At 73.3% G+C, this 11,982-nt stretch carries 9 protein-coding genes; 6 read left to right on the top strand and 3 right to left on the bottom strand.

Annotated features, from left to right (window positions below):
• Positions 1-246 precede the first annotated feature (246 nt).
• The gene (locus tag ACFYO5_RS01105; RefSeq protein WP_388702756.1) at positions 247-624 is read left to right on the top strand and encodes a hypothetical protein; all 378 of its coding nucleotides are present in this window, start codon (positions 247-249) and stop codon (positions 622-624) included.
• Positions 625-655: 31 nt separating this feature from the next.
• Here ACFYO5_RS01105 and ACFYO5_RS01100 read toward each other — a convergent pair whose 3' ends face one another.
• A complete protein-coding gene (locus ACFYO5_RS01100; protein WP_388702754.1) occupies positions 656-1,498 on the bottom strand; it encodes a DUF4184 family protein in 843 nt (280 codons plus the stop codon).
• Between the two features lie 335 nt (positions 1,499-1,833).
• On the opposite strand from ACFYO5_RS01100, the gene ACFYO5_RS01095 reads away from it, so the two are divergent.
• From ACFYO5_RS01095 to ACFYO5_RS01085, 3 genes are all read left to right on the top strand, one after another.
• Positions 1,834-3,669, top strand: a complete 1,836-nt coding sequence (locus tag ACFYO5_RS01095) for a lytic transglycosylase domain-containing protein (RefSeq protein WP_388702752.1) — start codon at positions 1,834-1,836, stop codon at positions 3,667-3,669.
• A gap of 160 nt (positions 3,670-3,829) precedes the next feature.
• Entirely contained in the window at positions 3,830-3,964 is a 135-nt protein-coding gene (locus ACFYO5_RS01090) for an SPW_0924 family protein (protein WP_388702750.1), read from the top strand.
• A gap of 21 nt (positions 3,965-3,985) precedes the next feature.
• Positions 3,986-4,978 (top strand): DUF3068 domain-containing protein, encoded by a 993-nt coding sequence (locus ACFYO5_RS01085; RefSeq protein WP_388702748.1) that lies wholly within the window; start codon positions 3,986-3,988, stop codon positions 4,976-4,978.
• Here ACFYO5_RS01085 and hrpB read toward each other — a convergent pair.
• Positions 4,968-7,493, bottom strand: coding sequence for an ATP-dependent helicase HrpB (gene hrpB, locus ACFYO5_RS01080; RefSeq protein WP_388702746.1), 2,526 nt, complete (start codon positions 7,491-7,493; stop codon positions 4,968-4,970). The genes ACFYO5_RS01085 and hrpB overlap by 11 nt on opposite strands.
• A gap of 150 nt (positions 7,494-7,643) precedes the next feature.
• Positions 7,644-8,489 carry a class I SAM-dependent methyltransferase gene (locus ACFYO5_RS01075; RefSeq protein ID WP_388704682.1) on the bottom strand — a complete coding sequence of 282 codons (846 nt, stop codon included), beginning with the start codon at positions 8,487-8,489 and terminating at the stop codon, positions 7,644-7,646.
• Positions 8,490-8,874: 385 nt separating this feature from the next.
• Between ACFYO5_RS01075 and rpsA the strand changes: the two genes are divergently transcribed.
• Positions 8,875-10,386, top strand: coding sequence for a 30S ribosomal protein S1 (rpsA, locus tag ACFYO5_RS01070; RefSeq protein ID WP_356569252.1), 1,512 nt, complete (start codon positions 8,875-8,877; stop codon positions 10,384-10,386).
• A gap of 631 nt (positions 10,387-11,017) precedes the next feature.
• The gene (locus ACFYO5_RS01065) at positions 11,018-11,956 is read left to right on the top strand and encodes a PAC2 family protein (protein ID WP_356569250.1); all 939 of its coding nucleotides are present in this window, start codon (positions 11,018-11,020) and stop codon (positions 11,954-11,956) included.
• Positions 11,957-11,982: the final 26 nt, after the last annotated feature.

Here is an 11,982-nt window from a genome sequence, read left to right as displayed (position 1 = left end):
TCGTCGTGGCCCGTCTGCTTGTGCTGCTCCCGCCGCTGGACTCGCCGTGGCCCGACTGTTCGTGCTGCCCCCGCCGCCGGACTCGCCCGGCCCGCCAGCTCGTGCTGCTCCGGCCGCGCTGCCCGCCTGCCCGCCTGCCCGCGCCGCCCCCGCCCCCGTCACTCCCCGTACATCCCCCGGAGGGCCCTCACTCGCGTGGCCCCCGAGAAGGGGGCCTCGGGCGCGCCGGGCCGCCAGGATGCGGCCATGGGTATACGCATGCTTCACCGCCGGAAGGCCTCCGCACGCGTTCACGCCACGGCCGCCGCCGTCACGCGGTTCGGCCTCGACGCGACGCCCTCCGGGCGACCGCTTCCCGCCCTCGCGCCCGGCGCCGCCACACCCCGCGTCCCCGGGACCCCCCTCGGATTCCTTCGCGCGACGGCCGTACGTCTCCGCCGCCGGGTCCTCGCACTGCTCACCCGCCCGGACGGCACCTGGCGTCTGTCGGCCGAGCCGGCCCGCGCCTACCTGACCCTCGCCGTCGCCGCCCTGCGCCGACTCCACCGACCGCGCGCGGGACGCCGTATCACCGTCTTCGTCGCCGACGCGACACCCGGCACCGACCGATGCGGCGGGCGCTGACCCAGCTCGGCGGTGCCCCGTTCGCGCCTCCTCAGCCGACGCCCACCTCGTCCGCGTGCCGCGAGCGCCGCTCCGCCCCGCGGAGCACCCGCACCCGCACGCCGCCGGCGTACAGCAGCACGCCGAGCACCAGCCCAGCCCCGGCCCCGAAGCACAGGGTCGGGATCAGCTCGTAGGGCTTGCTGACCGGCCCGCGGTGGTCCCACCAGCGGATCGCCCGGCGGGCCGCCGCGGTCAGGACGAGGCCGCCGATCACGATGGCGGCCCACCAGCGGTCGCGCGCCGACAGCACCGGCACGCCGAGCGGCTCGGCCGCGGGTGTCCGGCGCAGCGCGCGGGTGACGAACGCGGCGATCACGACGGCCGCGACGGCCGAGCCGCCGTACTGGAGGTACCAGTACAGCGGCGAGCCCGCGACCGTCTCGCCGAGGACGGGGAACATCCGCATGCCCCACCGGTCGAGGTGGGTGAAGGCGTCCCAGACGACGTGCGTCAGTGCGCCGAGGACGGCGGACGCGTACCACCGGGCCACCGCGGACGGCCGGACACGCGCGCGTGGCACCCCGCAGCGCGTCAGGACGGCCGTGCGGCCCTGCCAGGCGCGCGGCAGCAGCGCGACGAGCGGCTCACGCACCAGCAGCCACAGTCCCACCAGCGCCCAGGCGAGGAGCACGTCGACGGTGAGGACGCCGGGGAAGGAGTGCGTGACGTCGCCGAACTCCATCGCCCCGGCCAGGACACTCGCCGCGTAGTAGGTCACGTCGGGAGCGAACGACCCGGCGACGAGAACGGCGGGCACCAGGCGTCCGCGGCCGGTGCCGTCGGCGCGCACGGCGGGCAGCACGGCCGCCGCATGGCTCAGCGTGAACGGCAACGAGGCTCCCGGGCACGGATGTTGCCGGACCCGCCGGCCCGGACATCGACGACCCGACCAGTATGCGGGACGCCCTCCACGCGCCCGATGCGTGGCCGGTCGGTGAACACCGGGTTCGAACGGGTGCCGGTCGCAAAGAAGTTGTCGTAGGGTCGCCTGGGCCGCCGCAGCGCGAATCGCGGGGGCACAACCGAACAGAGCAGCGTAAATCGCCCGCGGCCGCGACTCTCGCGACCGGTCGTTCGTCTTCCGGGGACGAGTGAGACATGGCGTCCACGGGACGGGCGAGACGGACGAAGACGGGCGCTCGAGTGTCCACGGGAGGAGTTCACTTCATGTCGGCGCATTTCGGCAGCAGGCTGCGCAAGGGGGCGGTCAACACCACCGTGGCCGCATTGGCGGTCGCGGCTCTGGCCGCCTCCCAGGCACCCGACGTCACGGCCGGCGGCGTGGGCGGACGGACCGCCGCGGACGCCCCGTCCGCCGACGGCGGCTCGGCGGCCGGCACCGACGAGAGCGCCACCGGCAACTCCCCGTACTACACGGACCTGCCGCCGCTGAACAGCCCCACCCCGGCGCCGAGCCCGAGCACCGGCACCACCCCGGTCGGCACCGGCGACACGGAGGCCGGCATCCCCGCGACCGTCCTGGACGCCTACAAGAAGGCCGCGGCGGCGCTCGCCGGGTCCAAGCCCGGCTGCAACATGCCGTGGGAACTCCTCGCCGCCATCGGCAAGGTGGAGTCCGGTCACGCCCGCGGCGGCAACGTCGACGCCGACGGCACCACCCGCTCGGCGATCCTCGGCCCGGTGCTCGACGGCAACGGCTTCGCCGACATCAACGACACCGACAACGGCGCCTTCGACGGCGACACCGCGCACGACCGCGCCGTCGGTCCCATGCAGTTCATCCCGTCCACCTGGGAGTGGGCCGGCCGCGACGGCAACGGCGACGGCACGAAGAACCCCAACAACGTCTACGACGCCGCGCTCGCCGCCGGTCACTACCTGTGCCGCTACAGCTGGGACATGTCCACCGACGCCGGCCTGCGCAGCGCGATCCTGAGCTACAACAACTCGACGGACTACTACAACACCGTCGTGTCGTGGCTCGACTACTACCGCAAGGGCACGCACGAGGTGCCGGACGGCACCGGCAGTCTGCCGGACAGCCGCAGCGACGAGGGCAGTGGCGGCGGCACGACCACCCCGTCGCCCACGCCGCCCAGGACGACCCCGCCCAGCACGACCCCGCCCAGCACGAACCCGCCCGGTACGACGCCCCCCGGTACCCCTCCTGCCACGACCCCGCCGACGACCACCCCGCCGGCCACCACGCCCCCCGCGACGACCCCGACCGACTCGGTCCACCACCTGGAGGACGCGGGCACGGCGAAGCTCACCGCGATGGCGGGCGACGCGTTCGGCGACCGGATCAGCACCCGCACCGAGACCAAGGCCGGCACGGCCGTCGCCAAGGTCCGGGTCCGCTTCACGATCGCCGGTGACACCGACGCCACCTTCACGGGCGGCGAGAGCGTCGCCACGGTCCTCACCGACAGCCGGGGCGTCGCCACCGCGCCCGCCCTCCAGGCGGGCGAGAAGACCGGCGCCTTCACGGTCCGTGCCACCGTCGTGGGCCGTACGGTCGCGGCCGTGAGCTACTCGGCCACGGTCACCGCGCGCGCCGCCGACGCCCTGGCCCGCACCGGCTCGGCCGCCCCGACCTGCGTCGCGGGCGGTGAGTTCGCCGACCGGGTCGAGGTGAAGGCCACCTACAAGGGCGCCGTGGCGGACAAGGTGGCGGCCACCGCCACGCTCGTGAAGTCGGCCGACGACCCGACCGCGAACGACAAGGGCCCGTACTTCAAGGACGCCGCCGGCAAGCCGGTCCGCACCCTGACGGACCTCCGGACGGACGCGAACGGCCTGCTCACGCTCCCGAAGCTGTACGCGGACGACACCGCCGGCACGTACCTGCTGCGTGTCACCACCGAGGGCGGTGCCACCCTCACGGTCGAACTGACCGTCACGGCGGCACCGTCGTCCACGCCGACCCCGCCGGAGACCCCCTCGGACACCCCGTCGGACACCCCGTCGGACAGCCCCTCGGGCACGACCTCCGAGAGCACCTCCTCGAGCCCGTCCGGGTCGGCGACGACCGGCTCGTAGCCACCGTCCCGCGACACCGACGGCGCCCCGCTCCACGCGAGCGGGGCGCCGTCGTCGTGCGCGACCTGTTCTCATCTCGCCCGCCCGTTGCTACGGTGCCCGACCTGACGACCCATCAGCTCCGCCGGCACCTCCGACTCCGACCTCGCGGGAGGCCCGCATGCGCGCCCTGATCGCCGCCGCGACCGGCCTCGCCCTCGCGCTCGCCCTGGTCCTCACCCTCACCGCCCTGGGCACCCGGGCCGGCGAGACCTCCCCGAAACCCCTGCTGACGACGGTGCCCGCCCACCCCTGACCACCCGGGAGGGAGGCCGACATGCGCCGCAAGGCCGGCCTGATCCTGCTCGCCCTCGCCGTGTTCTTCACGGCCCTGTCCCCACTGCTGCGCTGGTACGCCTTCCCCCGCCTGGCCAAGGTCCCCGCCAACGCCTACCAGGACATGGTTCTGGAGGCCCACGACGCCACCCTCCTCGACTACGGCACGATGACCGCCCGCACCGTCCCCAAGATCACCGTCGTGCAGACCCTCAAGGGCAACGTGGAGGAGTCGCAGCGGATCGAACGGACGGCGGGCCGCGACGTCGTCGTCTGGGACGGCCTGTCCTACGTCCAGGGCCCCGACGGCAAGATGGTCTCCCGCATCCCGGAGCGCTACATCTTCGACGCCCACACCCAGGAACCCGTCCACGCCACCGGGGAGATGGTCGACGGCAGCCCCGTCCGCCGCGAGGGCCTGGAGTTCAAGTGGCCCTTCCGCACGGAGAGACGCGACTACGAGTACTTCGACGCCCAGGCCCGCGTCACCGCCCCCATCCACTACGAGCGCACCGAGAACTTCCGCGGCCTGGAGGTCTACTACTTCGAGCAGACCGTCCCCTGGACCCAGGTCCCCATGCCCAGGACCATGCCCGTCGCCGGCATCACCCCCGAGACCGTCGCCAGGACCGGCACCACGCGCTGGTACACCACCGTCCGCAGGTTCTGGGTCGAACCCGTCACCGGCGCCCCCGTCTACGGCGAGGAGATCCACCGGGAGGAACTGCGCGGCGGCACCCTGCTGGGAGGCCGCGACAAGGTGACGGCGTTCGCCGGCCACGTGAAGATGCGCGAGGACTACATCGAGCACACCGTCGACCTGGTCCGCTCCCACCGCACCCTGATCCTGCTGATGACGTCCTACCTGCCCTGGGGCTTCCTCGCCCTCGGCATCCTGCTGTTCGCCCTGTCGCTGTACCTGGAGGCCCGCGGCCGACGCCCCGCCGACCCCGGGCCGACCTCCACGGCCGACGCCGAACCGGTCACCGCCTGAGTCGCGCGTTGGTGTGCCGGGTCGGCTCGGCAGCGGCCGGGTCCTCCGGCCAGGGATGCTTGGGATAGCGGCCCCGCAGCTCCGCCCGTACGCCCTGGTATCCGCCCTTCCAGAAGGACGCGAGGTCGGCGGTCACGGCCGCCGGCCGCCCGGCCGGGGACAACAGGTGCACCAGCAGGGGGACCCCCGCCACGCGCGGCGTCTCCTGGAGGCCGAACATCTCCTGGAGCTTCACCGCCAGCACCGGCTGCCCGGGATCGGCGTAGTCGATCCGGATTCCGGACCCACTCGGCACCGTGATCCGCTCCGGCGCCAGCTCGTCCAGCCGCGCCGCCTCCCCGGACGCCCAGGGCAGCAGCCGGGCGAGCGCCTTCCCGGCATCGATGCGCGCCAGATCGGCCCGCCGCCGGGCCCGGCCCAGCTCGGGCTCCAGCCACTCGTCCACGCGCGCGTGCAGGGCCGCGTCGCAGACGTCGGGCCACGGCTCCCCGAGGTGCGTCCTGAGGAAGGCCAGCCGCTGCCGCAGCCCCCGTGCCTCCGCCGACCACCGCAGCAGTCCCGGCCCCTCCCGCGCGAGCCCTTCGAGCAACGCCTCCCTTACGAGCCCGGCGTCGGCGTCCCGCAGCGGCCGCGCCGCCAGCTCCACGGCCCCGAGCCGCTCGACCCGCCGGGCCACGACGTCTCCGTCGGACCAGTGGACCTCCTCGCGCACGTCGAGCAGCGCCCCGGCCGCGAAGCGGGCGACCTCCTCGTCGACGACCGCGGCGAGCTGCACGCGCGCGTGCCCCTTGCCGACGGGACGGTCGGCGACGGCGACCGCGATCCACGGGGCCCCGCGCAGCCCCGACCCCTCACGCACCTCCGCCCGCGTCCCGGACACCATCAGGTGCGAACCGCCGTCGGCCCTGGCGACCCGCTCGGGAAAGGCGAGAGCGGCGACGACACCGACCCGGCCGTCCTCGCCGGCCGCCGCCGACGGACCCGCGACGGCCCCCTCGGCCCGGCCGGAGAACTCCGCCGCCACCGCCCGCAGCCGCCGTACCTCCGTCCGCCAGCGCCCCGCGTACGCGTCACCCCCGCGCCGGGCGGCGCGCAGCGCCCCCGCGAGATCGTCGCCGTACTCCCGCGGAGCCTCCTCGCTCAGGAGCGCGACCACCTCCGCGGCCCGCTCCGCTCCCACCAAGGACGCCCCGTCGAGCAGCGCCCGCCCCAGCCGCGGGTGCAACCCGGCCCGCGTCAGCCGCACCCCGCGCTCCGTGGCCCGGCCCGCCGCGTCCACCGCCCCCACCGCCCGCAGCAGGCGGCCGGCCGCCGCCATCGCCCCGCCCGGCGGCGGATCCAGCAGCGCCAGCCCGGACGCCCCGGGATCGCCCCAGCAGGCCGCCTGGAGGGCGAACGCCGTCAGGTCGGCCACCTTGATCTCCGGCGACGGGAACCGGGGCAGACGGGCGTTCTCGGCCTCCGCCCAGCACCGGTACACCACGCCCGGCGCCTCCCGCCCGGCCCGCCCGGCCCGCTGCCGTCCCGCCGCGACCGACGCGCGCACCGTCGCCAGGGCGCTCAGCCCGCGCGCGTGATCGACGCGCGGCTCCCGCGCCAGCCCCGAGTCGACGACCACCCGTACCCCCGGAACCGTCAGGGACGACTCGGCCACGGACGTGGCCAGCACGACCCGGCGACGCTCCCCGGGAGCCAGCACCGCGTCCTGCACCGCCGCCGGAGCCCGCCCGTGCACCTGGAGCACGTCCACCCCGTCCAGATCCCCGAGCCGCCCCGCGACCCGCGCGATCTCCCCGACCCCCGGCAGGAAGCACAGCACGTCCCCCGACCGCTCCTCCAGCGCGCGCCGCACCACCGACGCCACGTGCGCGAGCAGCGCCTGGTCCACCCACATGCCGTGCGGCGGCCGCACCGGCCGGACCGGAGGCACCCACACCACCTCGACGCCGTACGACGAACCGTGGGCCTCGACCACCGGCGCACCGCCCAGCAGCCGGGACCATCCCTGCGTGTCGGTCGTGGCCGACGCGGCGACCAGCCCCAGCTCGGGGCGGAGCGTCTCGCGCACGTCCCACAGGAAGGCGGCCGCCGTGTCCGCGTCCAGATGCCGCTCGTGGCACTCGTCCAGCACCACCACGTCGACGCCGGTCAGCTCCTGGTCGCGCTGGAGACGCTGGAGCAGCACACCGGTGGTGACGACCTCCACGCGCGTGTGCCGCCCGACGACACGCTCGCCGCGCACGGTGTAGCCGACGCTCTCGCCGGTCCGCTCACCGAGCAGCCACGCCATCCGCCGGGCCGCCGCCCGTGCCGCGATCCGCCGCGGCTCGGCCACCACCACCCTGCGCACCGGCCCCCCGCCCACCAGCCCGGCCAGTGCCAACGGCACCAGCGTGGTCTTCCCGGTGCCGGGCGGCGCCGCCAGCACGGCGGTCCCGCGCCCGGTCAGGGCGTCGTGGAGAGCGGGCAGGGCGGCCCGCACGGGCAGCGCGTCCAGGGCGTCGTAGCGGATCACGCCACCCAGTGTCGTACGCCGCCGGAAACGCCCACGCACGCGTGCGTGCATGAAGACAGAAGCCGAAAGGAGAGACGTCGAGAGAAAGCCGAAAGGAGAGACAAGGAGAGACGTCGAGAGGAGGGGAGCGGAGACGTGCGACGCGCGGACTCAGTCCCGCTCGCAGACGAAGATCGCCGTCCCCGGGATGAGACCGCCGCGCAGCGGCGACCAGCCGCCCCACTCAGCCGTGTTCCAGACCGGCCACTCCGGCTCGACCAGGTCCAGCAGGCGGAAGCCCCCCGCCACGACGTCACGGACCCGGTCGCCGATCGTCCGGTGGTGCTCGACGTACACCGCCCGGCCGTCGTCGTCCTGCTCGACGTAGGGCGTGCGGTCGAAGTACGACGAGGCGACGGTCAGGCCCTCGGGGCCCGGCTCGTCCGGGAAGGCCCAGCGGATCGGATGGGTCACCGAGAAGACGAAGCGCCCGCCCGGTCGCAGCACCCGGCGCACCTCCTTCAGCACCCGCACCGGCTCGGCGACGAAGGGCAGTGCGCCGTACGCCGAGCAGGCCAGGTCGAAGGAGCCGTCCGCGAACGGCAGGACGGCCGCGTCGGCGCACACCAGCGGGAACGCCGCGCCGATCCGCAGCGCGTGCTGGAGCTGGCGGTGGGAGACGTCCAGGGCCACCGGACGGGCGCCCTGGGCGGCCAGCCAGCGCGCGCACTGGGCCGCGCCGGCGCCGATCTCCAACACGGCCTTCCCCTTCAGGTCCTCCGGCGGGCCGAGCAGCTCGGCCTCCACCTCGTCCAGGCCCTCGGGACCCCACACGAAGCGGTCGTCGCCGAGGAACGTGCCGTGCTCGATCTGGTACTCGTCCGCGTTGCGGTCCCACCAGCCGCGGTTGGCGCGCGCGCTCTCCGCGGCACCGGCCTCGCGGCGGGTGGCCTCCGGCTCGAAGGGCGGCTCGAAGGCCGGCTCGGACTGCGGCTGGGACGTGACGGGCTCTTGGATGACCGGCTCCCTCGTCGTACTCTTCCGTCCAAGCCGCTCCGGGAGGCGCCGTCACGGTGTCACGGGGACGGCGCTCCTGTGGCCCGCGCGGCCTCGGAAGAGAGGTTGTGTGCCGGGATTGCGGCGATCCGCCCCGGGTGTGCGCCTTCGCGCATTGACCCTGCCCGGCTGCCCCCGTATGCTACAAGTTGCGCTGCGGGCTTGCGCACCTCAGACGTAGCAGGTCGCGCTCGCATCTGTATGTATGTCCCCTCGGTTGTCGAGGCGTCATCACCGGTTCCCCGGTGGGGCGCTTCCTTGGCTGTCCGGCCTTCTGCAGAGCGAAACGGGCTCCCGGCGTAAGCAGTACCTACGACTCTCTGTCCGTACCGGAGCCCTTTCCCACATGACGAGCAGCACCGAGACCACCTCTACCACGCCGCAGGTAGCGGTCAACGACATCGGTAACGAGGAAGCTTTCCTCGCCGCGATCGACGCGACGATCAAGTACTTCAACGACGGCGACATCGTCGACGGCGTCATCGTGAAGGTCGACCGGGACGAGGTCCTGCTCGACATCGGTTACAAGACCGAAGGTGTCATCCCGAGCCGCGAGCTCTCGATCAAGCACGACGTCGACCCGAACGACGTGGTCGCCGTCGGCGACGAGATCGAAGCCCTCGTTCTCCAGAAGGAGGACAAGGAAGGCCGCCTGATCCTCTCGAAGAAGCGCGCCCAGTACGAGCGCGCCTGGGGCACCATCGAGAAGATCAAGGAAGAGGACGGCATCGTCACCGGTACCGTCATCGAGGTCGTCAAGGGTGGTCTCATCCTCGACATCGGCCTCCGTGGCTTCCTGCCGGCTTCCCTCGTCGAGATGCGCCGTGTCCGCGACCTCCAGCCCTACGTGGGCAAGGAGCTCGAGGCCAAGATCATCGAGCTGGACAAGAACCGCAACAACGTGGTCCTGTCCCGCCGTGCCTGGCTGGAGCAGACCCAGTCCGAGGTTCGCCAGACGTTCCTCACCACCCTGCAGAAGGGTCAGGTCCGCTCCGGCGTCGTGTCCTCGATCGTCAACTTCGGTGCCTTCGTGGACCTGGGTGGCGTCGACGGCCTGGTGCACGTCTCCGAGCTCTCCTGGAAGCACATCGACCACCCCTCCGAGGTTGTCGAGGTCGGCCAGGAAGTCACCGTCGAGGTCCTCGACGTGGACATGGACCGCGAGCGTGTCTCCCTGTCGCTGAAGGCGACGCAGGAAGACCCGTGGCAGCAGTTCGCCCGCACCCACCAGATCGGCCAGGTCGTGCCCGGCAAGGTCACGAAGCTGGTTCCGTTCGGTGCGTTCGTCCGCGTGGACGAGGGCATCGAGGGTCTGGTCCACATCTCCGAGCTGGCCGAGCGCCACGTGGAGATCCCGGAGCAGGTCGTCCAGGTCAACGACGAGATCTTCGTCAAGGTCATCGACATCGACCTCGAGCGTCGTCGCATCAGCCTCTCGCTGAAGCAGGCCAACGAGGCGTTCGGTTCCGACCCGGCCTCGGTCGAGTTCGACCCGACCCTGTACGGCATGGCCGCGTCCTACGACGACCAGGGCAACTACATCTACCCCGAGGGCTTCGACCCCGAGACCAACGACTGGCTCGAGGGCTACGAGTCCCAGCGTGAGGTGTGGGAGAACCAGTACGCCGAGGCGCAGACCCGCTTCGAGCAGCACCAGCAGCAGGTCATCAAGTCCCGCGAGGCCGACGCCGCTGCTGCGGCCGAGGGCGGCGACGCTGCCGGTGCGACTCCGGCCGCGTCCAGTGGCGGTGGCGGTGGCGGTTCGTACTCCTCCGAGGGTGCGGACACCTCTGGTGCCCTCGCTTCGGACGAGGCGCTCGCCGCGCTGCGCGAGAAGCTGGCCGGTGGGCAGAGCTGAACGCCCACTGAGCACTAGCTCATGACTGAGGGCCCGCACCTTGAGGTGCGGGCCCTCAGTGCTGTTCCATCGGTCTGCGGGTCTGCGGGTCTGCGGGTCTGCGGGTCTGCGGGTCTGCGGGTCTGCGGGTCTGCGGGTCTGCGGGTCTCGGGCCCGCGGGTCGAAGGGCCGTCGTGGCGCAGGTGCGGTGCCGGTCCGGGACGAATCGCCGGGCGTCCCCGCGGAACGGCGGCCTCACGCGCGGCGCCCGACACCAGGATCGCCGTGATCGACGCCATGGGCCTGCCCTCCGCACGGGGACCGGAGGGTGCTGGTCGGCTGCGGTGACGGCGGGTCCACCGCCCCGGCGGCGGCCCACGCGGGCCGACGTGTACGGCGAGGCACAGGCTGACTGCACGGCCACGTCCCCGAACCGCTTCGCCGACGACCGGCCCAGCCGCGTCCCCGCCTGGCGGCACGGTGCTTCGGCCTCCGCGCGCCGGGCGCTGACCGCCCTCCACGCGTGCGTGCGGACTTTCTGGCCCGGTGGCCCGCCAAGCCGACGGGAAGTCACCTGATCAGGGGCGTGGGCCGGGAATGCCCACGCCCTGCGGGGCGTTGTGCAGTACGAACACGAGGAGGAGCGGTCCAAGTGCTTGATCCGCAGGGTTTGTACGCATGGGAGCCGAAGGGGCTGGCCGTCGTCGACATGGCGCTCGCCCAGGAGTCGGCCGGACTTGTCATGCTCTACCACTTCGACGGATACATCGACGCGGGCGAGACCGGCGACCAGATCGTCGACCGGCTTCTCGACTCGCTGCCCCACCAGGTCGTCGCCCGCTTCGACCACGACCGACTGGTGGACTACCGCGCCCGGCGCCCGCTGCTGACGTTCCAGCGCGACCAGTGGACGGACTACGAGGAACCGACCATCGAGGTCAGGCTCGTCCAGGACGCCACCGGAGCGCCCTTCCTGCTGCTGTCCGGCCCCGAGCCGGACGTCGAGTGGGAGCGCTTCGCCGCGGCCGTGAAGCAGATCGTGGAGCGCCTCGGCGTACGCCTCTCGGTGAACTTCCACGGGATCCCCATGGGTGTCCCGCACACCCGTCCCGTGGGCCTCACCCCGCACGGCAACCGCACCGATCTGGTCCCCGGCCAGCGCAGCCCCTTCGAAGAGGCTCAGGTGCCGGGCAGCGCCGAGGCCCTCGTCGAGTACCGCCTCATGGAGGCCGGACACGACATCCTGGGCGTCGCCGCGCACGTCCCGCACTACATCGCGCGTTCCGCCTACCCGGACGCCGCGCTGACCGTTCTGGAGGCCATCACGGCCGCCACCGGACTGGTCCTGCCGAGCATCGCGCACGCCCTTCGCACGGACGCGCACCGCACGCAGACCGAGATCGACCGCCAGATCCAGGAGGGCGACGAGGAGCTGACGGCCCTCGTCCAGGGCCTGGAGCACCAGTACGACGCCGCCGCCGGCGCCGAGACGCGCGGCAACATGCTCGCCGAGCCGGTCGACATCCCGTCCGCCGACGAGATCGGGCGCGAGTTCGAGAAGTTCCTGGCCGAGCGGGAGGGCGAGGGCTGAGAGCCCTCCCGGGGTCTGCCGCGTGC

The organism is Streptomyces sp. NPDC006259, from assembly GCF_042870975.1.
Taxonomy (GTDB): Bacteria; Actinomycetota; Actinomycetes; order Streptomycetales; family Streptomycetaceae; genus Streptomyces.
This window is presented reverse-complemented; position numbering and strand designations above follow the sequence as displayed.

Coding starts and splice junctions, on each gene's coding strand:
- ACFYO5_RS01105 (WP_388702756.1), top strand. CDS start 247: ATGGGTATACGCATGCTTCACCGCCGGAAGGCCTCCGCACGCGTTCAC.
- ACFYO5_RS01095 (WP_388702752.1), top strand. CDS start 1,834: ATGTCGGCGCATTTCGGCAGCAGGCTGCGCAAGGGGGCGGTCAACACC.
- ACFYO5_RS01090 (WP_388702750.1), top strand. CDS start 3,830: ATGCGCGCCCTGATCGCCGCCGCGACCGGCCTCGCCCTCGCGCTCGCC.
- ACFYO5_RS01085 (WP_388702748.1), top strand. CDS start 3,986: ATGCGCCGCAAGGCCGGCCTGATCCTGCTCGCCCTCGCCGTGTTCTTC.
- rpsA (WP_356569252.1), top strand. CDS start 8,875: ATGACGAGCAGCACCGAGACCACCTCTACCACGCCGCAGGTAGCGGTC.